This window comes from Streptomyces sp. NPDC056061, assembly GCF_042266885.1.
Taxonomy (GTDB): Bacteria; Actinomycetota; Actinomycetes; order Streptomycetales; family Streptomycetaceae; genus Streptomyces.
Map to the genome: position 1 here is coordinate 178,285 of NZ_JBHJWQ010000003.1, position 22,749 is coordinate 201,033.

The following is a 22,749-nucleotide window of genomic DNA, read 5'->3' on the forward strand; positions in this document are numbered from 1 at the left end:
CTCCACTCACGCTCTACTCCTCGTGCTCCCCGGCCGAAGGCGACGTGCCTTCGACATTGGCGTCGACCGTGCTCTCGGCAGCCTCCGCCGTCGCAGCCGCGGCGTCCTCCTCGGACCCCTCGACCTCTTCGGCCTCATGGCCGGCTTCGGCGTTGCGTGCGATACCGACGACGGCATCGCGCTTGCCCAGATTGATCAGTTGGACGCCCATGGTGTCACGGCCCGTCTCCCTGACTTCATTGACTCGCGTACGAATCACACCGCCGCCGAGCGTGATGGCGAGAATCTCGTCCGATTCCTCCACCACCAGCGCGCCGACCAGCGAACCCCGGTCCTCCACGATCTTCGCAGCCTTGATGCCGAGGCCGCCACGACCCTGGACGCGGTACTCGTCGACGGCCGTCCGCTTGGCGTACCCGCCGTCGGTGGCGGTGAACACGAACGTACCGGGCCGGACCACATTCATCGAGAGCAGTTCGTCGTCCTCGCGGAAGCTCATGCCCTTGACGCCCGAGGTGGCACGGCCCATCGGCCGCAGCGCCTCGTCCGTCGCGGTGAACCTGATCGACTGGGCCTTCTTGCTGATGAGCAGCAGGTCGTCCTCGGCCGACACCAGCTCCGCGCCGATCAACTCGTCGTCCGAACCGTCCGCCGTCTCACGCAGGTTGATGGCGATGACGCCGCCGGAACGGGGCGAGTCGTAGTCCTTCAGCGCGGTCTTCTTCACCAGGCCGCCCTTCGTGGCCAGGATCAGGTACGGCGCGGCCTCGTAGTCGCGGACCGCCAGGATCTGAGCGATCCGCTCGTCCGGCTGGAAGGCGAGCAGGTTGGCGACGTGCTGACCGCGCGCGTCCCGTCCGGCGTCCGGCAGCTCGTACGCCTTCGCCCGGTACACCCGGCCCTTGTTGGTGAAGAACAGCAGCCAGTGGTGCGTCGTCGAGACGAAGAAGTGGTCGACGATGTCGTCTTCCTTGAGCTTCGTCCCGCGCACGCCCTTGCCGCCGCGCTTCTGCGAGCGGTAGTCGTCCGTCTTCGTGCGCTTCACATAGCCGCCGCGCGTGATCGTGACGACGATGTCCTCCTCGGCGATCAGGTCCTCGATGGACATGTCGCCCTCGAAGGGCACCAGCTTGGAACGCCGGTCGTCGCCGAACTTCTCGACGATCGCCGCCAGTTCCTCGCTGACGATCTTCCGCTGCCGCTCCGGCGACACCAGGATCGCGTTGTACTCGTTGATCTTCGCCTGGAGCTCGTCGTGCTCGGCGGTGATCTTCTGGTGCTCCAGCGCGGCGAGCCGGCGCAGCTGCATCTCCAGGATCGCGTTCGCCTGGATCTCGTCGATCTCCAGCAGGCCCATCAGGCCCTCGCGCGCCACGTCGACCGTCTGGCTGCTGCGGATGAGGGCGATGACCTCGTCGATCGCGTCCAGGGCCTTGAGCAGGCCGCGCAGGATGTGCGCCCGCTCCTCGGCTTTGCGCAGCCGGAAGCGGGTGCGCCGGACGATGACCTCGATCTGGTGCGTCACCCAGTGGCGGATGAACGCGTCGATCGACAGGGTGCGCGGCACGCCGTCGACCAGCGCCAGCATGTTGGCACCGAAGTTGGACTGGAGATCGGTGTGCTTGTACAGGTTGTTCAGCACAACCTTGGCGACCGCGTCCCGCTTCAGCACGACGACGAGCCGCTGGCCGGTGCGCGAGGAGGTCTCGTCGCGGACGTCGGCGATGCCGCCGATCTTGCCGTCCTTCACCAGGTCGGCGATCTTCTGCGCCAGGTTGTCGGGGTTGGTCTGGTACGGAAGCTCCGTGACCACCAGGCACTGGCGGTTCTGGATCTCCTCGACGGCGACGACCGCGCGCATCGTGATCGAACCGCGGCCGGTGCGGTACGCCTCCTCGATGCCCTTGCGGCCCACGACCAGGGCGCCGGTCGGGAAGTCCGGGCCCTTGATGCGCTCGATCAGCGCCTCCAGGAGCTCCTCCTGCGAGGCCTCCGGGTGCTCCAGATACCACTGCGCGCCGTCCGCGACCTCGCGCAGGTTGTGCGGCGGGATGTTGGTCGCCATGCCGACCGCGATCCCCGCGGAACCGTTGACCAGCAGGTTCGGGAAGCGCGCCGGCAGGACCGTCGGCTCCTGGTTGCGGCCGTCGTAGTTGTCCTGGAAGTCGACGGTCTCCTCGTCGATGTCCCGGACCATCTCCATGGACAGCGGCATCATCTTGCACTCGGTGTACCGCATGGCGGCGGCCGGGTCGTTGCCCGGGGAACCGAAGTTGCCGTTGGAGTCCACCAGCGGCATCCGCATCGACCACGGCTGCGCCAGGCGGACCAGGGCGTCGTAGATCGAGGAGTCGCCGTGCGGGTGGTACGTGCCCATGACGTCACCGACGACGCGGGCGCACTTGTAGAAGCCCTTCTCGGGCCGGTAGCCGCCGTCGTACATCGCGTACAGCACCCGGCGGTGGACGGGCTTGAGGCCGTCCCGCACGTCCGGCAGCGCACGCGAGACGATCACGGACATCGCGTAGTCGAGGTAGGAGCGCTGCATCTCCGTCTCGAGCCCGACGGGCTCGACACGCATGCCCACACCGGCGGTGGCGGGCTCCTCTTCGGGTGTCACGGGGGCAGGGGTGTTCTCGTCGGCCATTGCTGGTCAAAGTCCTTTCGAGCGGCGGCTGGCTGGTGCGGCCGACTCAGATGTCGAGGAAGCGGACGTCCTTGGCGTTGCGCTGGATGAACGAGCGCCGTGCCTCGACGTCCTCGCCCATGAGCACCGAGAAGAGGTCGTCGGCCTGCGCCGCGTCGTCGAGCGTGACCTGGCCGAGGACCCGGTGGTCGACGTCCATCGTGGTGACGCGCAGCTCCTCGGCGTTCATCTCGCCGAGACCCTTGAAGCGCTGGATCGAGTCCTCCTTGATCCGCTTCCCGTTCTGCTTGCCCAGCTCGACCAGGGCGTCGCGCTCACGGTCCGAGTACGCGTACTCGAAGTCGTCCCGGCCCCACTTGATCTTGTAGAGCGGCGGACGCGAGAGGAAGACGTGCCCGGCCTCGACCAGCGGACGCATGAAGCGGAAGAGGAACGTCAGCAGCAGGGTGTTGATGTGCTGGCCGTCGACGTCGGCGTCCGCCATCAGAATGATCTTGTGGTAGCGGAGCTTCTCGATGTCGAAGTCCTCGTGGACCCCGGTGCCGAAGGCCGAGATCAGTGCCTGGACCTCGGTGTTCTGGAGGATCTTGTCGACCCGGGCCTTCTCGACGTTCAGGATCTTGCCGCGGATCGGCAGGATCGCCTGGTACATCGGGTTGCGGCCGGACTTCGCCGAACCACCGGCGGAGTCGCCCTCGACGATGAAGATCTCGCACTTCGTCGGGTCGTTGGACTGGCAGTCGCTGAGCTTGCCCGGCAGCGAGGCACTCTCCAGCAGCCCCTTGCGGCGGGTCAGGTCGCGCGCCTTGCGGGCCGCGACACGGGCGGTGGCCGCCGCGATGCCCTTGCGGACGATGTCGGCGGCCTCGTTCGGGTTGCGGTCGAACCAGTCCGTGAGGTGCTCGTGGACCACCTTCTGGACGAAGGTCTTCGCCTCCGTGTTGCCCAGCTTGGTCTTGGTCTGGCCCTCGAACTGCGGCTCGCCCAGCTTCACCGAGATGATCGCCGTCAGGCCCTCGCGGATGTCGTCGCCCGTGAGGTTGTCGTCCTTCTCGCGGAGCAGCTTCTTGTCCCGCGCGTACTTGTTGACCAGCGTCGTCAGCGCCGCACGGAAGCCCTCCTCGTGCGTACCGCCCTCATGCGTGTGGATCGTGTTCGCGAAGGAGTAGACGCCCTCGCTGTACTGCGTGTTCCACTGCATCGCGATCTCGGCCGAGAGCATGCGCTCCTTGTCCTCGGCCTCGATGTCGATCACCGACTGGTGAATGACGTCGCCCTTGCGGGAGTTGAGGTACTTCACGAAGTCGACGATGCCGCCCTCGTAGTGGTACGTGACCGACTTGACCTCGGCCTTCTCGTCCGCCCCCGCCTCGTCGGCGCCGCTGGTGGCCTTCGCCGACTCGCGCTCGTCGGTGAGCCTGATCGTGAGGCCCTTGTTGAGGAACGCCATCTCCTGGAAGCGGCGCGACAGGGTCTCGAAGGAGTAATCGGTGGTCTCGAAGATGTCCCCGTCGGCCCAGAAGGTGACCGAGGTGCCGGACTCGTCGGTGGCCTCGTTGCGGGCCAGCGGCGCGGTGGGGACGCCGAGCTTGTAGTCCTGGGTCCAGCGGTAACCGTCCCGCTTGACCTCCACGGAGACCCGCGACGACAGGGCGTTCACCACGGAGACGCCGACACCGTGCAGACCGCCGGAGACCGCGTAGCCGCCGCCGCCGAACTTGCCGCCGGCGTGCAGCACCGTCAGCACGACCTCGACCGCCGGCTTCTTCTCCGACGGGACGATGTCGACCGGGATGCCGCGGCCGTTGTCGATCACGCGGACGCCGCCGTCGGCGAGGACCGTGACGTCGATGGTGTCCGCGTGCCCGGCCAGGGCCTCGTCGACCGAGTTGTCGACGACCTCGTACACGAGGTGGTGCAGGCCGCGCTCACCGGTCGAACCGATGTACATGCCAGGTCGCTTACGGACCGCGTCCAGGCCCTCCAGGACGGTGATCGCACTGGCGTCGTACGAGGCCGATGCCTCGGCCGGGGCGACGGTCTCGCCGGAGGTGGGCGCCCCGGCCGGGACGGCGGCGTCGCCGCCCTCACCCGAGGTGGACGGAATGTTCTCGTTGGGGTTGCCGGATTCGGCCACGAAGCGCCCTTTCTGGCACAGCACAGGCCGTCCTCCGGACAGTCCGGAACGGCTGCGTCGTTCGGCTTGTAATCGACGACTCCCGCGAGATGCGGGATTGTGCACCAGTCTACCGGTAGCGCAGACACTCATGGGGGTTTGCGGGCACCTGAGTACGCATGTGCCGCCCTGAATAAGCGGCTGACGACTCCCCATATTCAGGAAGGCCCCTCAAGAGCCCCACACCGGCATTGTGCGCTTCGGGCTGTCAACCTCCCGCTACCGTGAGGGACGCTCCCCTTCCGCTTCACGGTTTCGACCACTGCGCACCCGTTCGACACAGGTGGACGGGGTCGCTCCCCGGCACGCCCCGCAGCACCGCGCACCGGCCCGGAACTCCGCCCGCCGCCTGCCGAAAAATCGCCCCGCTTCACCCGAGAACCGGGAAAACTCCAGGTCGGCACGTGTCAGCTGAAGGCATCGACCGCCCCGGCATCAGCCGTAGGTGTCACCGGAGCCCGTACTTCCGGGCGCCCGCAGCGGACCGAACCTGCGCTGCGGACCACCCGGCCCCAGCACCTTGATCATCCGCACCGTGCCCGCCCCCAGATCCGCGTTGAGCCGGGCCACCAGCTGAGGCGCCAGCAACCGCAGCTGCGTCGCCCACGCCGTCGAGTCGCACTGCACCGTCAGCACCCGCTCGTCCGGGTCCTCGTCGTACCGCAACGGCACACAGTGATTGGCCAGATCGTCACCCACGATCTGCGGCCAGCGCCCCATCACCCCGCCCACCGCGGCAGGCGTCTCCCAGCCGCGCTCGGCGATCAGACGATGGATCGCGGCGCCCAGCGGCAACGGATCCCGCCCGTCGGCCCGCGCCCCGGAACGCAGCCCCCCGCCCCGCCTCGCCTGCTTCTTCTGCTGCGCCGCGGCACCACGCGCCCGGGCCTGCTCCTTCGCCGCGCGCAACGCCACCCGCGCCAGATCGACACCCGTCGGCTCCGGCTGCCCCGCACCCGACGGCCGGTCCGCGGATGTCCGTCCGGCACCGGGAGTCGCGGCCGCCTCGTCCCGTCCGCTCACAGCCGCTCCACCTCACCCGCGGACACCGCGAACCTCGTGCCCGCCAGCACACCGGGCACGTCGTCGTCCACCGCGGCCGTCACCAGGACCTGCTCGGCCGGAGCGACAAGTTCCGCCAGCCGCTCGCGTCGGCGGGCGTCCAGCTCGGCGAAGACGTCGTCCAGCACCAGCACCGGCTCGTTGCCCTCGCCGCGCAGCAACTCGTACGAGGCGAGCCGCAGCGCCAAGGCGTACGACCAGGACTCGCCGTGACTCGCGTACCCCTTGGCCGGCATCCCGCGCAGTCCCAGCAGCAGCTCGTCCCGGTGCGGCCCGACCAGCGTCACGCCCCGTTCGATCTCCTGCTTGCGGACCTCCGCCAGAGCCGCGATCACCTGCTCGTACAGCTCCTCGCGCGTCCCCGCCGAACCGGCGGCACCGACCGCCGCACCCGCCGAACCGCGGTACTCCAACGTCACCGGCCCACCGCCCGGCGCGACGTCCCCGTACGCCTTGTCGGCCAGCGGCTGCAAGGTCGTGAGCAGGTCCAGCCGTTGCGCCAGCAGCTCCGCGCCCACCCGGGCCAGATGCTGGTCCCATACGTCGAGCGTGGACAGATCCATCGACCGACCGCCGTGCCGACGCGCCATCGCCGCCGACTTCAGCAGGGTGTTGCGCTGCTTCAGCACCCGCTCGTAGTCGGACCGCACGCCCGCCATCCTCGGCGAACGCGCCGTGATCAGCTCGTCGAGGAACCGTCGGCGCTCCCCCGGATCGCCCTTCACCAGCGCCAGATCCTCCGGCGCGAACAGCACCGTGCGCACGATCCCCAGCACGTCACGCGGTCTGACCTGCGACGATCTGTTGATCCTTGCGCGGTTGGCCTTGCCCGGATTGAGCTCCAGCTCGACGAGCTGCGACCGTTCGCCCTGGGTGACGGCCGCCCGGATCACGGCCCGGTCCGCGCCCATGCGCACCAGCGGTGCGTCGGAGGAGACCCGGTGGCTGCCGAGCGTCGCCAGATATCCGACGGCCTCCACCAGATTCGTCTTGCCCTGGCCGTTGGCCCCCACGAAAGCGGTGACGCCCGGATCGAGAGGTACCTCGACCCGGGCGTACGAGCGGAAGTCGGCCAGCGAGAGATGCGTGACATGCATGGTGTGCGCCGACCTTCCCGGCTTCCTGCTCCGTGCTCCGCGGTGGCGGACCGGTCTCCCGGCCCGCTCCCCGGTGCGTTACTTCTTGTTCTCGACCGCGTGGCCGCCGAACTGATTGCGCAGCGCGGCGATCATCTTCATCTGCGGGGAGTCCTCCTGGCGCGAGGCGAAACGCGCGAAGAGCGACGCCGTGATCGCGGGCAGCGGCACCGCGTTGTCGATGGCGGCCTCCACCGTCCAGCGTCCCTCGCCGGAGTCGGCGGCGAAACCGCGGAGCTCGTCGAGGTGCTCGTCCTCGTTCAGCGCGTTGACCGCCAGGTCCAGCAGCCAGGACCGGATGACCGTGCCCTCCTGCCAGGACCGGAAGACCTCGCGCACATCGGTGACGGAGTCGACCTTCTCCAGCAGCTCCCAGCCCTCGGCGTAGGCCTGCATCATGGCGTACTCGATGCCGTTGTGGACCATCTTCGCGAAGTGACCGGCGCCGACCTTGCCCGCGTGGACCGAACCGAACTCACCTGCGGGCTTCAGCGCGTCGAAGATCGGCTGGACCTTCGCCACGTGCTCGGCGTCACCGCCGTACATCAGCGCGTAGCCGTTCTCCAGGCCCCAGACGCCGCCGGAGACTCCGCAGTCCACGAAGCCGATGCCCTTGATGCCCAGCTCGACCGCGTGCTTCTCGTCGTCGGTCCAGCGGGAGTTCCCGCCGTCCACGACGATGTCGCCGGGGGAGAGGAGCCCGGCCAGCTCGTCGACCGTGGCCTGGGTCGGGGCACCGGCCGGCACCATCACCCAGACGACCCGCGGGCCCTTCAGCTTGCCCACAAGCTCTTCGAGGCTGTGGACATCGGAGACGTCCGGGTTGCGGTCGTAACCGATGACGGTGTGGCCTGCGCGGCGGATGCGCTCGCGCATGTTGCCGCCCATCTTGCCGAGGCCGACGAGACCGAGCTCCATCAGAGAATCCTTAAGCGTTGTGCCGATGCGTACCCGGGACCGAGCCTACGCCCGGCGGCGGACGGAGCCGCGGTCACACCCGTCGACGAACGTGACCGCCGCGGCGGTCCCGGCCGGTCCGGCAGCGGTCTGCCAACCGGTTTCGTCCACCGGCCGGCGGGCCGCCCCGGGCCGGTCCGTGCCGGGTCGGTCTGCCCGGGTCAGCCGGACAGGCGGACCGGCATGATCAGGTACTTGTACGCCTCGTCGGCCTCGGCGTCCACGGCCGGACGACCGCTCAGCAGCGCGGGCTTGGTCGACGTCGTGAAGGACAGCTGGGCGACCGGGGAGTCGATCGCGCTCAGGCCGTCCAGCAGGAAGGTCGGGTTGAAGGCGATCGAGATGTCGTCGCCCTCCAGCACCGCGTCGACCCTTTCCACAGCCTGTGCGTCGTCGCTGGAACCCGCTTCCAGGATCAGCACGCCCTGCTCGAAGCTGAGCCGCACCGGGGTGTTCCGCTCGGCGACCAGGGCCACGCGCTTGACGGCCTCGACGAACGGGGCGGTCTCGATGACCGCGACCGAGTTGAACTCGGTGGGGAACAGTGTGCGGTACTTCGGCAGATCGCCCTCGAGCAGCCGCGTGGTGGTCCGGCGGCCCGCGCCCTCGAAACCGATCAGGCCCTCACCGGCACCCGAGCCCGAGAGCGCCAGCGTGACCGTGTCACCGCTGGTCAGGGCCTTGGCGGTGTCGAGCAGCGTCTTGGCGGGGACCAGGGCCACGGCGGAGGCGTCGGGGTTCTCCGGCTTCCACAGGAACTCGCGGACCGCGAAGCGGTAACGGTCGGTGGAGGCGAGGGTGACGGTGTCGCCCTCGATCTCGATCCGCACACCGGTCAGCACCGGGAGCGTGTCGTCGCGGCCTGCGGCGATGGCCACCTGGGCGGCGGCGGAGGCGAAGACCTCACCGGGGACGGTCCCGGTCGCGGTCGGCATCTCCGGGAGCGCCGGGTACTCCTCCACAGGAAGGGTGTGGAGTGTGAACCGCGAGGAGCCGCAGACCACGGTCGCCCGTACACCGTCGGTGGAGATCTCCACCGGCCGGTTGGGAAGCGCGCGGCAGATGTCGGCGAGCAGCCGACCGGAGACCAGGACCGTGCCGTCCTCGTCCACCTCGGCGTCCACCGAGACCCGCGCCGAGACCTCGTAGTCGAAGCTGGAGAAGCTGAGGGCACCGTCCTCCGCCTTCAGCAGAAGGCCCGCGAGAACGGGCGCCGGCGGACGGGCCGGGAGGCTGCGGGCCACCCAGGCCACCGCCTCCGCGAGTACATCGCGCTCCACCCGGATCTTCACCGGAACCGCCTCCTGCTGTTGCTCGCTCGCCCTGCCGGCCTTCGTCTTCTGACTGCGTCCCCTCCCATGACGGCGGGAGGACGCCGGGGACCAGTCTGACGTACGGCACCGACACTCGGTGCGGCTCGGGGTCAAGTCGTGCCAAGAGGCTCGGTCGGCGCCGGGCCCAAGTTGTGCACAGCCCCCACTTCAAACCGAATCCTGAGCTAACTCTATGTGGCAGTAGTAGTAGGGCCTGTGGAAACCGTGGATAACGCTGTTTTCCCAGCTCAGGCCCGATTTTTTGTCCACCGGCCCTGTGGGCGACAGCAGTGGACAACCTGGTGTCTCTGTGGACACATGAAAGTTCTGCACACCCGATACACAGGACAGGGGGGTTTCTCCCCAGGGCTGTCCCCAGTTTTACCCACGTTCCCCACAGCCCAACCGCCCCTTCTGGTGTGACGCCTTTCACTCGGCGCAGTGAAGAGTGGTGTCACGTTGCCGAACAGTGGACAGCGGTGTGGAGAAGCCCGGCCCAGCTGGGGACAACACGTGCGTAGCTGTGGGTTGCCAGTGGACAACATCAGCAGTGTCTTGTGGACGAAGATTTTTTCCACAGGCTGTGGATCAAGGTTTGCCACAAATCCCCAGACTCATGACCTGGCCTGATGGCATGTCGGGAGCCATGCCTGTGGAAGCAGTATGGACAACTTCCGGATCCCCAGGCTGTGGAAGGGGAAAACTCCCCAGATCTGTGGAGAACAGGCTGCCGACGGCAGGTATTCGAACAGCGCAGCCGTGCCGCAGCGGCGGAGGCGGGCCCGGAACGGTCCCCGGACGGGGCGGGCGGAGGCATCGGCCCGCCCGAAGGCCGTCCGGCAGCCCACGACGGGGCCGTCCAGGAGCAGGAGGCGGTTGTTGGGGGCTGCGGCGCGTTCCGGGCCGTCGTCGGCCGACCGCGGCCACGCACAAGGGCGCCGGTGGAACCCGTCGAAGTTCCACCGGCGCCCCTGCTGTGGACGCGGAGCGGCGTCGGCGCCGCGTCAGCCGTTCTTGATGCGGTTGGTGAGCTCGGTGACCTGGTTGTAGATGGAACGTCGCTCCGCCATCAGCGCGCGGATCTTCCGGTCCGCGTGCATCACCGTCGTATGGTCACGGCCGCCGAAGTGCTGCCCGATCTTGGGCAGCGAGAGATCGGTGAGTTCGCGGCAGAGGTACATGGCGATCTGCCGGGCCGTCACCAGTACGCGGCTGCGCGAGGTTCCGCACAGATCGTCCACGGTCAGACCGAAGTAGTCCGCGGTCGACGTCATGATGGCCGTCGCCGTGATCTCCGGTGCCGAGTCCTCACCACCGGGGATCAGATCCTTCAGTACGTGCTCGGTCAGCCCGAGGTCCACCGGCTGGCGGTTGAGGCTGGCGAACGCGGTGACCCGGATCAGTGCACCCTCCAGCTCCCTGATGTTCCGGGAAATACGGGAGGCGATGAACTCCAGGACCTCCGGCGGGGCGTTGAGCTGCTCCTGCACCGCCTTCTTGCGGAGGATCGCGATCCGCGTCTCCAGCTCCGGCGGCTGCACATCGGTGGTCAGCCCCCACTCGAAGCGGTTGCGCAACCGGTCCTCCAACGTCACCAGCTGCTTGGGCGGCCGGTCCGAGGAGAGCACGATCTGCTTGTTGGCGTTGTGCAGCGTGTTGAAGGTGTGGAAGAACTCCTCCTGCGTCGACTCCTTGCTCGCCAGGAACTGGATGTCGTCGACCAGCAGGATGTCCACATCGCGGTAGCGCTTGCGGAAGGTGTCGCCCTTGCCGTCGCGGATCGAGTTGATGAACTCGTTGGTGAATTCCTCGGAGCTCACGTACCGCACCCGGGTGCCCGGATAGAGGCTGCGGGCGTAGTGCCCGATGGCATGCAGCAGGTGCGTCTTGCCGAGCCCGGACTCCCCGTAGATGAAGAGCGGGTTGTACGCCTTGGCGGGCGCCTCGGCGACCGCGACCGCGGCGGCGTGCGCGAACCGATTGGACGCCCCGATGACGAAGGTGTCGAAGAGGTACTTCGGATTCAGCCTGGCCGCCGGCTCCCCGGGACCGGGCGTCGACGACGGCTGCCCGCCCATCGGCCCGCCCGGACCCCCGGGCCTGCCGGTTCCGGCGGCCGGGGGACGGTGCTGGGCCTGGGGGCCCGGCAGGTCGTGGCGCTCGGGACGCTGCTGTTCGTACGCCTGGCGCTCGGGCGGCTGCGGCCGGTAGTCGTGCGAGGAGTGCCCACCCGCATAGGGCTCCCGCCACTGGTCCACGGACGAGTCGCGGTCCTGGAATCCCCCGAGCCTGGGCTGCTGCCAGGAAAGATCCTCCTGGGTGCGCGGCCACGCACCGGGTTCGGGACGCTGCTGCTGGTAGTCGGGGTAGGCGGGCCGGGCGGTCGGCATGCCGTCGTCCGAGGGCCGGTGCCCGTATCCGTCGTACGCGTCGTTGTGCCGGCGCTCGTCGTGCGGCGGTTCCGGGTAGCGCTGCTGTTGGGCCTGCGGGGACTGGTGTATCGGGGGCGCGGGCGGGCTCGGGGGCTCCCCCGCGGAGTCGTCGACGGTGATCGCGATGCGGATCGGACGGCCGCACTCACGGCTCAGCGTCTCGCTGATGAGCGGCGCCAGCCGGCCTTCCAGCACCCGCTTTCCCCATTCGTTGGGGACGGCGAGCAGCGCGGTGTCGGCGACCAGCGCGAGCGGCTGGCAGCGCTCGACCCACTGCTTGTCCTTCGGCTCGATGCCCTGCTGCCCCTCCCCGAGGAGGTGCTCCAGCACGCGTGGCCACACTGCGGCAAGATCGGCAGGTACGTCAGCCACAGGGCACGCTCTCTCGCTGGTCCCACGAATGTGTGGTTCTCGGGACGGGGTGGGTCGGGATGGGTGAGGACCGGCAGGCAGGAAGAAAAAGAACCGGGGTTCAGCCACGGTAGCCAGGGCGACCCGCACGGTTCAAGTTGTTGTCCACAGCCTGTGCACAGTGCGGGCGTCACGGAGCCGGTTTGACCGGATGGCGTAGCCGCGCGTACCGTGACCAGGTCGAGTTGTCGATGGCTGCTGCCGCCTGCCTCCGATGGGCAAAGATCACGATCTGTGGTCGTGAAGCGGTGCACTTGAGCGTTTACCGAGTCTCTCGTGGGCGCACGGTGACAGCCAGACGATGTCCCGCCAAAACCCGAGTCATTTCTGGAGCCCCCGAGTGAGCAAGCGCACCTTCCAGCCGAACAACCGTCGTCGCGCGAAGACCCACGGCTTCCGGCTGCGGATGCGCACCCGTGCCGGCCGCGCGATTCTCGCGTCCCGCCGTGCCAAGGGTCGCGCCAACCTTTCCGCCTGATCGCTTACAGGTCATGACGTGCTGCCTACCGAGAATCGGCTGAGGCGGCGCGAGGACTTCGCGACCGCAGTACGCCGAGGACGCCGGGCCGGCCGCCCGCTTCTCGTCGTTCATCTACGCAGCGGTGCCACGGACCCGCACGTGACTGGGGAGAACGCTCCCCCGACACGTGCGGGTTTCGTTGTCAGCAAAGCCGTGGGTGGAGCGGTTGTGCGTACTGCGGTGAAGCGCAGGCTTCGCCACCTGGTCCGAGAACGGCTGGCCCTGCTGCCCCCCGGTAGCCTGGTTGTCGTACGAGCGTTGCCCGGAGCGGGTGACGCCGACCACGCACAACTGGCCCGAGACCTGGACGCCGCACTCCAGCGGCTGCTGGGAGGGGGCGCGCGATGAAGTACCCGCTGCTGGCTCTCATCAAGCTCTATCAGTGGACGATCAGCCCGCTTCTGGGACCCGTCTGCCGCTACTACCCGTCGTGTTCCCACTATGGATATACGGCGATCGACCGGCACGGAGCGATCAAGGGAACAGCGCTGACGGCCTGGCGCATCCTGCGGTGCAATCCGTGGTCACCCGGTGGCGTGGACCATGTTCCACCACGCAAACGTCCGCGTTGGCACGAACTGCTGCGCCATGCCATGCGCGGCGGCAAGGGCGGGGACTCCACCGCTGATGTGCCTCCCGGAGGGTCGGTTTCCGAGCCCCCGAGCCCGGCCGCAGAGACTTCGCCCAATGCTCAAGGAGCCTGATTAGTGGACACGATTGCCAGTCTGTTCAGCTTTATCACCTGGCCTGTTTCATGGGTCATTGTCCAGTTCCACAGGTTGTACGGAGCGATCTTCGGCAATGACACCGGCTGGGCCTGGGGCCTGTCCATCGTGTCCCTGGTGGTGCTGATCCGGATCTGCCTGATCCCGCTGTTCGTCAAGCAGATCAAGTCGACCCGCAACATGCAGGTGCTCCAGCCGAAGATGAAGGCGATCCAGGAGCGCTACAAGAACGACAAGCAGCGTCAGTCCGAAGAGATGATGAAGCTGTACAAGGAGACGGGTACCAACCCGCTCTCCTCGTGCCTTCCCATCCTGGCGCAGTCGCCGTTCTTCTTCGCCCTGTATCACGTGCTCTCGGCCATCGCGTCGAACAAGAAGATCGGTGTCATCGACCAGTCGCTGCTCGACAGCGCCCGTCAGGCACACATCTTCGGCGCGCCGCTCGCTGCCAAGTTCATGGACAGCGAGGAGAAGGTCCAGGCTCTCGGAGCCTCTCTGACCGACGTCCGGGTCGTCACCGCGGTCATGATCGTGATGATGTCGGCCTCGCAGTTCTTCACCCAGCGCCAGCTGATGACGAAGAACGTCGACCTGACGGTCAAGACGCCGTACATGCAGCAGCAGAAGATGCTGATGTACATCTTCCCGGTGATCTTCGCCGTCATGGGTATCAACTTCCCCGTCGGTGTCCTCGTCTACTGGCTGACCACCAACGTCTGGACCATGGGTCAGCAGATGTACGTGATCAACCAGAACCCGACGCCGGGCAGCAAGGCGCAGGACCAGTACCTGGGACGTCTGCTGAAGAGCGTCATGGCTCATGGCGAGGTGCGCGGCCGGACCAGGCGGAACATGGTCAAGCGCATCGTGTCCAAGGGCCCGGACCGCAACGACATCGAGCGGAAGTTCATCACCGGCCTGGCCAAGCAGGGCTTCGCGGCCCAGGAGGACGGCTCGGTGGTCAAGAGCGACACCGCCCTCGCCGAGGCCGAGAGCGGCGCCGCGCAGCGACGCCAGCAGCCCAAGCGCCAGACGAAGTCCCAGCGCCAGACCGGTGCCGCCACCGGGACCGGCGCCGGTACGACGCAGCAGGCCGGTACCAAGACCGGCGGTACGACCCCGACGCGTTCGAAGGCCACCGGCGGTTCCCAGGCGCGGGCCAAGACGTCGGACGCCTCGCAGGACGACAAGCCGGCGGGCAAGGCCGCGTCCGGCTCCTCACGCCAAGCCAAGTCCGGACAGCGCAAGGGTCCGCAGCGGCCCAAGCACCCGTCCAAGAAGTAAGAAGGAGTCCATCCGTGACGGAAGGCACCACCTCCACGGCCGTTGAGGGCAGCGACACCTTGACCCGCCTTGAGCAGGAGGGCGAGATCGCAGCGGACTACCTCGAGGGCCTGCTCGACATCGCCGATCTCGACGGCGACATCGACATGGACGTCGAGGCGGACCGGGCCGCGGTCTCGATCATCAGCGACTCGGCACGTGATCTGCAGAAGCTCGTGGGCCGTGACGGTGAGGTGTTGGAGGCGCTCCAGGAGCTGACGCGGCTCGCCGTGCACCGGGAGACCGGGGACCGCAGTCGGCTGATGCTGGACATCGCCGGCTTCCGGGCCAAGAAGCGGGCCCAGCTCGCCGAGCTGGGCGCCAAGGCCGCGGATGAGGTCAAGAGCACCGGTGAGCCGGTGAAGCTGGACCCGATGACACCGTTCGAGCGCAAGGTCGTGCACGATGCGGTGGCAGCCGCGGGCCTGCGCAGCGAGTCCGAGGGCGAGGAGCCGCAGCGCTTCGTCGTCGTTCTCCCGGCCTGACCGGACCCTTGTTCTGTCGGCCCCGTCTGTTCACAGGCGGGGCCGATCTTTGTCAGCCTGATAGTCAGCCGCCACAGTGCGGTCGTGCGGTATGGAAGGACGGTTCCCGTGACGGCGGAAGTAGAGCTTCCCCAGGCGCCCGAGGGCGCGCAGGCAGTTTTCGGTGACTTCTTCCCGGAAGCTGTCCGGTACGCGGAACTGCTGGCCGATGCCGGGGTGACACGGGGGCTGATCGGTCCGCGTGAAGTGCCTCGGCTCTGGGAGCGGCATCTGCTGAACTGTGCGGTGCTCTCCGAGGTCGTGCCGGAGGGGGTCACGGTCTGCGATGTGGGTTCCGGCGCGGGTCTGCCGGGCATCCCGCTGGCGCTGGTGCGTCCCGACCTCAAGATCACTCTGCTGGAGCCGCTGTTGCGGCGCACCAACTTCCTTCAAGAGGTCGTCGAACTGCTCGGGCTGGACCATGTGACGGTGGTGCGTGGCAGGGCCGAGGAGGTTCTGGGGACGGTCCAGCCCGTCCATGTGGTGACGGCTCGCGCCGTGGCGCCGCTCGATCGACTGGCCGGTTGGGGGGTTCCACTCCTGCGGCCGTACGGAGAAATGCTGGCTCTCAAGGGGGACACCGCCGAGGAGGAGCTTGCCGGTGCGCGGGCTGCGCTGAGCAAGCTCGGGGTGGTGGAGACCGAAGTGCTGCATGTCGGAGAAGGCATTGTCGATCCGATGTCCACGGTGGTGCGTGTGGTGGTCGGAGAGAGCCCCGGGGGCGTGCGGTTCGCGGCGAAGAGGGCCAAGGCCGCGCGGACGAGTCGTACGAGGCGCCGCCGCTGATCCGCTTGAGCGCACGCGCAGAGGCGATCTGCCTTGCGCGGTCTGCTTCGGCCGCTTCCAGATGATGTTCCTGGAGCGCTGCCGTGCGTACACGATGCGGAGTGTCGTGCCTCCGTAGCAACGTTGCGGAGGCATCGTGTTTCACGTGAAACGTCGCTCTCTGCTGCATGGAATCATCAGCCGTGGTCGCGCCGCCGGCACACCGAGGCGTAGCAGGCCCGTTAGGGCTACGGAGTTGTCCACAGAAATGGATTCGTCCACAGAAGAGCGGGCCTCGCTGGTTCACGACCCTGAAAGCATGGCAGGCTCTGTTCATTGCGAGCCTGAAGTCGAGGAGAGTGAATCCTTGCGGTCCGACGCCAACATTGCGGGACCGATGACCGATCCGGTCCCCGGTCCCCGAACCGAATCGGCGGGGGAGGGTGTTTCACGTGAAACACCGCCGCCGATGGACGACACCCCCATCGGTCGTGCGGCCCAACTGGCGGTCGAGGCCATCGGCCGCGCCGGCGAGGGCATGCCCCGTCCTGACCGTACGCGCGTCATGGTGGTGGCCAACCAGAAGGGTGGAGTGGGCAAGACGACCACGACGGTCAATCTTGCCGCTTCGCTTGCGCTCCACGGCGCGCGCGTTCTCGTAGTCGACCTCGATCCTCAGGGCAATGCGTCCACGGCCCTGGGCATCGACCACCATGCCGAAGTTCCCTCCATCTATGACGTCCTGGTGGAGAGCAGGCCGCTCTCGGAAGTGGTTCAGCCGGTCCCGGACGTCGAAGGACTCTTCTGCGCTCCCGCCACCATCGATCTCGCCGGTGCCGAGATCGAACTGGTGTCGTTGGTGGCGCGGGAGAGCCGTCTCCAGCGGGCGATCCAGGCGTATGAGCAGCCGTTGGACTACATCCTGATCGACTGCCCGCCGTCGCTCGGTCTGCTGACCGTCAATGCCATGGTCGCCGGTGCAGAGGTGTTGATTCCCATCCAGTGCGAGTACTACGCGCTGGAAGGGCTTGGACAGTTGCTGCGCAATGTGGAACTGGTCCGGGGGCATCTCAACCCCGATCTTCATGTATCGACGATTCTGCTCACCATGTACGACGGCAGGACCAGGCTCGCTTCGCAGGTCGCGGAGGAGGTGCGCAGTCACTTCGGCAAGGAAGTCCTGCGGACCAGCATTCCGCGGTCGGTGCGCATTTCGGAGGCGCCGAGTTACGGGCAGACCGTGCTGACCTACGACCCCGGTTCGAGCGGGTCGCTGTCTTACCTCGAAGCGGCGCGTGAGATCGCCCTGCGAGGTGTCGGGGTGCAATACGACGCCCAGCATGCCCATACGGGCAGTGGGATCAGCCAGCAGAACATTTCGGAGGGGATTCAGTGAGCGAGCGTCGAAGAGGGTTGGGGCGTGGGCTGGGTGCCTTGATCCCCGCCGCTCCGCAGGAGAAGCAGGTGCCGTCCGCAGGACCGGGCACGGCCTCTGCCGGTGCGGGGCCGGTCATGGCATCGGGGCGCGGAGTGGCAGCCGCCAAGGTGGCCGGCCTTGTCTCCACTCCGGTGGTGCCGGAGCCCAGTAGCCCGGTTGCGGAGCCCGTGGCAGCCGCAGAACCGACGGGGGTCGCCGGGGCGTACTTCGCCGAGATTCCTCTCGATGCCATCACTCCCAATCCGCGGCAGCCTCGTGATGTGTTCGACGAGGATGCGCTGGACGAGCTGGTGACCTCGATCAAGGAAGTCGGCCTCCTGCAACCCGTCGTCGTACGGAAGGCGGGACCGGATCGCTATGAGCTCATCATGGGTGAGCGGCGGTGGAGGGCCTGTCGCGTGGCGGGCCTGGACCGGATCCCGGCCATTGTCCGGGCCACCGAGGACGAGAAGCTTCTCCTGGACGCTCTCCTGGAGAACCTTCACAGGGCTCAGCTGAACCCCTTGGAAGAGGCGGCCGCGTACGACCAGCTGCTCAAGGACTTCAGCTGCACGCACGACCAGCTTGCCGATCGGATCGGGCGCTCCCGCCCGCAGGTGTCGAACACCTTGCGCTTGCTGAAGCTGTCGCCACAGGTTCAGCGGAGGGTAGCGGCCGGAGTGCTGTCAGCCGGTCATGCGCGGGCGTTGCTCTCGGTGGAGGACTCGGAGGAGCAGGACAAGCTGGCGCATCGCATTGTGGCGGAGGGTCTTTCGGTGCGTGCGGCCGAAGAGATCGTGAAGCTGATGGGCTCCGATTCCACGAGCTCCGCGAAGCCCAAGGGGCCGCGGGCCGGCGGCCGAGTTTCACCGGCCCTGTCGGATCTCGCTTCCCGTCTTTCGGATCGCTTCGAGACCAGGGTGAAGGTCGACCTCGGGCAGAAGAAGGGGAAGATCGTCGTCGAGTTCGCGTCGATGGAGGATCTCGACCGTATTCTCGGCAGCCTGGCACCGGGCGAGGGCCGGGTTCTCGACGGGGCTCCGCCCGAGGACGAGGCCAAGGACAGCGAAGGCTGATCCTCCGGGACGAGCAATGGGCGGGCTGTGCTCCGGTGTCGACCGGAACACAGCCCGCCCATTGCTTTCTCTCGGTGCCGATTTGATGTCCGGGTGGATACGATGCGTTCTGGTATGGCACATACTGCTTGAGCCACCTGGGTTGAGGGCGACCATGCGGTGGTGGAGCCGCAGGCGACCGGTGGCGGTGTGACCGGACTCAGGAGTGCTCGGGAGCCATCGGCTCCCGCACCTGAACGGCGCGCAGTGAGTGTCATACGCGATGCGACGGGCGAAGGAAGCGAGGAACAGCCTTTATGGGGCGTCGGCTCGTACCGCTCACACTGGACAACCTTTCCGACCTTCCCAGACGCTGCCGCTCGTGTGTCTTCTGGGAGCTCGATCCGGTCAGCGGAGAAGCTGCGGTAAAGGCTGGCACGCCCGAATTGGAGAAGGAGGCGTGGATCTCGGCCGTTCTCCTGGAGTGGGGATCATGTGGCCGGGTCGTCTACGTCGATGACGCACCGGTGGGCTTCGTTCTGTATGCGCCGCCGGCGTATGTGCCACGTTCGACGGCCTTTCCCACCAGCCCCGTGGCTCCTGATGCCGTTCAGCTGATGACTGCCTGGATCTCGCCCGGATACCAGGGGCAAGGACTGGGCCGGGTGATGGTGCAGACCGTCGCCAAGGACCTGCTGCGTCGTGGCTTCAGGGCGATCGAGGCTTTCGGGGATGCCCGGTGGAAGCAGCCCGCCTGTGTACTTCCCGCTGATCACCTTCTTGCGGTCGGCTTCAAGACGGTGCGGCCGCACCCTGTGCATCCCCGGCTGAGACTGGAACTCCGGACGACACTCTCCTGGAAGGAAGACGTCGAGCTGGCGCTGGACCGGTTGCTCGGCGTCGTCCAGAAGGAACCGGCTCTGCGGCCACTGTGATTCAGCCGCTCGCTCCGGTCCGGGCAATGAGAAACGGTCCGTCCTCCTGATGAGGACGGACCGTTTCACGTGAAACAGCGGACAGCGGTTCTATGCGCCGATGAAGCTTTCGAGGTCACGGAGGATCGCGGCCTTCGGCTTGGCACCCACGATGGTCTTGGCAACCTCGCCACCCTGGTAGACGTTCAGGGTCGGGATGGACATGACGCCGTACTTGGCTGCTGTGGCAGGGTTCTCGTCGATGTTGAGCTTGACGATCTCGATCTGGTCGCCGTGCTCAGCGGCGATGGCCTCCAGGGAGGGCGCGATCTGGCGGCACGGCCCGCACCAGGCAGCCCAGAAGTCCACCAGGACAGGCTTTCCGCTCTTGAGGACGACCTCGTCGAAGGTTTCGTCGGTCACGTTTGTCAGGGCGCCGGCCACGGCGGCCTCCTTCATTCAGCTACTGGGGTGTGAGGTGGGAAAGAAAGATCAGACGGTGGCAGCGGTGGCCTTCTCCTCGTCCGCCAACGCGGCGAGGAAGCGCTCTGCGTCCAGAGCGGCCGAGCAACCTGTGCCGGCTGCGGTGATTGCCTGCCGGTAGGTGTGGTCGACGACGTCACCGGCGGCGAAGACACCGGTCAGGTTGGTGCGGGTGGAGGGGGCGTCGACCTTCAGGTAGCCCTCGTCGTCCAGGTCGAGCTGTCCCTTGAAGAGCTCGGTGCGCGGGTCATGCCCCACCGCGATGAAGAGGCCGGTCACCGCGAGTTCCGAAGTCTCGCCGGTCTTGGTGTTGCGAAGGGTCAGGCCGGAGAGCTTCTGCTCGCCGTGCACCCCGGCAACCTCGCTGTCCCAAGCGAACTTGATCTTCGGGTCGGCGAAGGCGCGGTCCTGCATCGCCTTCGAGGCACGCAGCGTGTCACGGCGGTGGACGATGGTGACCGACTTGGCGAAGCGGGAAAGGAAGGTGGCCTCCTCCATCGCAGTGTCGCCACCACCGACCACGGCGATGTCCTGATCCTTGAAGAAGAAGCCATCGCAGGTGGCGCACCAGGAGACACCGCGTCCGGAGAGTGCATCCTCGTTGGGCAGGCCGAGCTTGCGGTGCTGGGATCCGGTCGTCACGATGACGGCCTTGGCACGGTGCACCGTACCGGCGGTGTCGGTGACCGTTTTGATGTCGCCCGTGAGGTCTACGGAGACGATGTCGTCCGGGACGAGTTCGGCACCGAAGCGCTCGGCCTGGGCACGCATGTTGTCCATGAGCTCGGGACCCATGATCCCGTCCTGGAAGCCGGGGAAGTTCTCCACGTCTGTGGTGTTCATCAGTGCGCCACCGGCGGTGACGGCGCCCTCGAACACCAGCGGCGTCAGCGAGGCACGTGCTGTGTAAAGGGCGGCCGTGTAGCCCGCGGGGCCGGAGCCGATGATGATCACATTACGGACGTCGCTCACGGGTCTCTTCCTCGTTTCTGCAGACTGCCTACTGTCCACGCCTACCGGGGGCGGTTCAACGACTCTCACCCCACCCAACGGATCCTACGGGGGATGCATTCCCGACGTGCCGGACGGCATCCGGTCCGGTTCTCAGGGGCGTGCGTAGACGTGGGTGAGCAGGAGCTTTCCCGTGGTCGTGCCCTCTTCCCGGGTGCAGGCCGCGTCCACGACGTAGGCCTGCACCCGGGAAGAGTCGGAGGGATGAGGCAGGACGACGAGGAAAGCGTCCGTCCCTTCGTAGCTGCCCTTCTCCATAGCGAGGGCCGCGGCATCGCGGCCGGTTCCTCGCTGTACGCAGGATGGAACGGACACGATGGGTGCCCGGAGTGGGGATGGGGACGACCCGGAAACGGGAGGCTCGTTCTCGGGCGTCGACTGCATCTTGAGCGACGGTGCCCGCTTCTCGGTGGTGACCCCGTCCGGGGGCGACGGTTCCGACTCGGCATGCAGGAGGCTTCGGACCTGGTTCTCCAGCGTGGACTCCGAGAACGTCGACGCGTCGTTCGCCGCGGAGCCGGTATCACGGGTCGTGGTCTTGGGACCGGTGGCAGTGTCCTGCGTCGTGTGGACGCCCTGCAACATGAGGAAGCTTGCGCCGACGAGGGCCGCGCCGAGAGCGGTGCCCAGAACAGCCGTGCGACGGCGGCGGCGTGTGGGGCGACGGCCGGGCCCGGTGGCAGCGCTGGGGCGTCCTGCCGGGCGGTCGGTGGTGAGGGGGACATCGGACTTCGACGCTGGGAGCGGCTCTGTTTCACGTGAAACATGTGCCACGTCGTCGGTGATCGTGTCGTGGAGGGCCGCAGCGGTGAGAGCGGCATCGATCCGGTCAGCGACATCGGTGGGCATGCGTTGCGGCACAGGCACAGTACCGAGCAGTTGGCGAATCCCGATGAGCGAGGCGTGGACATCACTGCACAGCGTGCAGTCGTCCACATGGCCGCGTACCGTGTCCGCTCTTGCCGACGGGAGAAGACCCTCCGTGAAATCGGAGATCTCCGAAACGTCGGGATGGCTGCTCGTGTCGGTCGTTGATGTCATGCGTGTCCACCTCCGCCCTTCACCGCAGCGGGATCACTCGTGCCCGTATCTTTCGGTCCCGATGCGGGTGGGACGGATGCATGTGACGTCCGGTTCCTTTCCCTCTCGGATTCATCGACTCTCATGCCTTCATGGCGCAGATGTCTGAGCAAGGGAGCGAGCCGCGCCCGGCCCCGTGCACAGCGGCTTTTCACGGTGCCTGTCGGCACGTCGAGGATGAGCGCCGCTTCGGCCACCGGGTATCCCTGCATGTCCACGAGGACGAGTGCCGCACGCTGTTCGGCGGGAAGGGTGGAGAGCGCGGCCAGGAGTTCGCGATGGAGGTCCTGACGCTCCGCCGGTGCTTCAGCGGATTCATGAGGTTCGAGGAGTTGCTCGAACCTCTCGTTGTCGTCGATGGGTGAGGTTTTGCGGGTGGCCGCCTTACGGACCCGGTCGAGGCAGGCATTGACGGTGATGCGGTGCAACCAGGTGGTGACGGCGGACTGCCCGCGGAAGGTGTGAGCCGCACGAAAGGCGGAGACCAGGGCGTCCTGAACCGCGTCGGCGGCTTCTTCGCGGTCGCCAAGGGTTCGCAGGGCCACCGCCCACAACCGGTCACGGTGCCGTCGTACGAGCTCGCCGAAGGCGTCGGCGTCGCCGGCGACATGACGGTGGAGGAGGTCCTGGTCGCTTGCCGTGTGGGGGGTGTCCGCCCCAGGACTCACGGGTTCCCTCCTCGGCCGACGCCATGCGTGCATTGAAACCGATCCGTCCCGGAAAGTAAATGATGAGGATCAATCGCACAGGTAAGGATGGTGAGAAACATCCTTCACCAAAAAGGCTGAGAGTCCGCCT

At 67.3% G+C, this 22,749-nt stretch carries 20 protein-coding genes; 9 read left to right on the forward strand and 11 right to left on the reverse strand.

Annotation, left to right across the window (positions count from 1 at the left end):
- Window positions 1-13: 13 nt before the first annotated feature.
- From gyrA to dnaA, 7 genes are all read right to left on the reverse strand, one after another.
- On the reverse strand, window positions 14-2,647 hold the full coding sequence (gene gyrA, locus ACFC79_RS06870; protein WP_376236182.1) for a DNA gyrase subunit A: 2,634 nt from the start codon (window positions 2,645-2,647) through the stop codon (window positions 14-16).
- A gap of 46 nt (window positions 2,648-2,693) precedes the next feature.
- Window positions 2,694-4,808: a DNA topoisomerase (ATP-hydrolyzing) subunit B gene (gene gyrB / locus ACFC79_RS06875; RefSeq protein WP_376236185.1), complete on the reverse strand. Its 2,115-nt coding sequence runs from the start codon at window positions 4,806-4,808 to the stop codon at window positions 2,694-2,696.
- A gap of 450 nt (window positions 4,809-5,258) precedes the next feature.
- Window positions 5,259-5,846: a DUF721 domain-containing protein gene (locus ACFC79_RS06880; protein ID WP_376236187.1), complete on the reverse strand. Its 588-nt coding sequence runs from the start codon at window positions 5,844-5,846 to the stop codon at window positions 5,259-5,261.
- Entirely contained in the window at window positions 5,843-6,982 is a 1,140-nt protein-coding gene (gene recF / locus ACFC79_RS06885; protein WP_376236190.1) for a DNA replication/repair protein RecF, read from the reverse strand. The genes ACFC79_RS06880 and recF overlap by 4 nt, the downstream gene beginning before the upstream one ends.
- A 78-nt stretch (window positions 6,983-7,060) precedes the next feature.
- Window positions 7,061-7,939: a phosphogluconate dehydrogenase (NAD(+)-dependent, decarboxylating) gene (gnd, locus tag ACFC79_RS06890; RefSeq protein WP_376236192.1), complete on the reverse strand. Its 879-nt coding sequence runs from the start codon at window positions 7,937-7,939 to the stop codon at window positions 7,061-7,063.
- 200 nt (window positions 7,940-8,139) lie between these two features.
- Window positions 8,140-9,270, reverse strand: a complete 1,131-nt coding sequence (gene dnaN / locus ACFC79_RS06895; RefSeq protein ID WP_376236195.1) for a DNA polymerase III subunit beta — start codon at window positions 9,268-9,270, stop codon at window positions 8,140-8,142.
- A 1,025-nt stretch (window positions 9,271-10,295) separates the two neighbouring features.
- Window positions 10,296-12,095, reverse strand: a complete 1,800-nt coding sequence (gene dnaA / locus ACFC79_RS06900; RefSeq protein WP_376236198.1) for a chromosomal replication initiator protein DnaA — start codon at window positions 12,093-12,095, stop codon at window positions 10,296-10,298.
- Window positions 12,096-12,474: 379 nt separating this feature from the next.
- Here dnaA and rpmH point away from each other — a divergent pair, with 379 nt between their 5' ends.
- The 9 genes from rpmH (at window position 12,475) to ACFC79_RS06945 (ending at window position 19,398) form a co-directional block, all read left to right on the forward strand.
- A complete protein-coding gene (gene rpmH / locus ACFC79_RS06905; protein WP_073790753.1) occupies window positions 12,475-12,612 on the forward strand; it encodes a 50S ribosomal protein L34 in 138 nt (45 codons plus the stop codon).
- Window positions 12,613-12,630: 18 nt separating this feature from the next.
- Window positions 12,631-13,002 (forward strand): ribonuclease P protein component, encoded by a 372-nt coding sequence (gene rnpA / locus ACFC79_RS06910; RefSeq protein WP_376236200.1) that lies wholly within the window; start codon window positions 12,631-12,633, stop codon window positions 13,000-13,002.
- Window positions 12,999-13,358 (forward strand): membrane protein insertion efficiency factor YidD, encoded by a 360-nt coding sequence (gene yidD, locus ACFC79_RS06915; protein ID WP_376236202.1) that lies wholly within the window; start codon window positions 12,999-13,001, stop codon window positions 13,356-13,358. The genes rnpA and yidD overlap by 4 nt, the downstream gene beginning before the upstream one ends.
- A 3-nt stretch (window positions 13,359-13,361) precedes the next feature.
- Complete coding sequence (gene yidC, locus ACFC79_RS06920; protein ID WP_376236204.1) at window positions 13,362-14,663, forward strand: membrane protein insertase YidC; 1,302 nt, start codon at window positions 13,362-13,364, stop codon at window positions 14,661-14,663.
- A 14-nt stretch (window positions 14,664-14,677) separates the two neighbouring features.
- The gene (locus ACFC79_RS06925) at window positions 14,678-15,187 is read left to right on the forward strand and encodes a protein jag (protein ID WP_376236206.1); all 510 of its coding nucleotides are present in this window, start codon (window positions 14,678-14,680) and stop codon (window positions 15,185-15,187) included.
- Between the two features lie 108 nt (window positions 15,188-15,295).
- On the forward strand, window positions 15,296-16,012 hold the full coding sequence (gene rsmG, locus ACFC79_RS06930) for a 16S rRNA (guanine(527)-N(7))-methyltransferase RsmG (RefSeq protein ID WP_376236209.1): 717 nt from the start codon (window positions 15,296-15,298) through the stop codon (window positions 16,010-16,012).
- Between the two features lie 298 nt (window positions 16,013-16,310).
- Window positions 16,311-17,387 carry a ParA family protein gene (locus ACFC79_RS06935; protein ID WP_376236212.1) on the forward strand — a complete coding sequence of 359 codons (1,077 nt, stop codon included), beginning with the start codon at window positions 16,311-16,313 and terminating at the stop codon, window positions 17,385-17,387.
- A complete protein-coding gene (locus ACFC79_RS06940; protein WP_376236215.1) occupies window positions 17,384-18,484 on the forward strand; it encodes a ParB/RepB/Spo0J family partition protein in 1,101 nt (366 codons plus the stop codon). Before ACFC79_RS06935 ends, ACFC79_RS06940 begins: the two co-directional genes overlap by 4 nt.
- Window positions 18,485-18,780: 296 nt before the next feature.
- Window positions 18,781-19,398, forward strand: coding sequence for a GNAT family N-acetyltransferase (locus ACFC79_RS06945; RefSeq protein ID WP_376236217.1), 618 nt, complete (start codon window positions 18,781-18,783; stop codon window positions 19,396-19,398).
- Between the two features lie 90 nt (window positions 19,399-19,488).
- Here the strand turns inward: ACFC79_RS06945 and trxA are convergent, their stop codons facing one another.
- The 4 genes from trxA to sigM form a co-directional block, all read right to left on the reverse strand.
- Window positions 19,489-19,821 carry a thioredoxin gene (trxA, locus tag ACFC79_RS06950; protein ID WP_376236220.1) on the reverse strand — a complete coding sequence of 111 codons (333 nt, stop codon included), beginning with the start codon at window positions 19,819-19,821 and terminating at the stop codon, window positions 19,489-19,491.
- Window positions 19,822-19,869: 48 nt separating this feature from the next.
- Window positions 19,870-20,832, reverse strand: coding sequence for a thioredoxin-disulfide reductase (trxB, locus tag ACFC79_RS06955; RefSeq protein ID WP_376236222.1), 963 nt, complete (start codon window positions 20,830-20,832; stop codon window positions 19,870-19,872).
- Between the two features lie 132 nt (window positions 20,833-20,964).
- Window positions 20,965-21,912 carry a hypothetical protein gene (locus tag ACFC79_RS06960; protein WP_376236224.1) on the reverse strand — a complete coding sequence of 316 codons (948 nt, stop codon included), beginning with the start codon at window positions 21,910-21,912 and terminating at the stop codon, window positions 20,965-20,967.
- Complete coding sequence (gene sigM, locus ACFC79_RS06965; RefSeq protein WP_376236227.1) at window positions 21,909-22,652, reverse strand: RNA polymerase sigma factor SigM; 744 nt, start codon at window positions 22,650-22,652, stop codon at window positions 21,909-21,911. Before sigM ends, ACFC79_RS06960 begins: the two co-directional genes overlap by 4 nt.
- Between the last annotated feature and the right edge of the window lie 97 nt (window positions 22,653-22,749).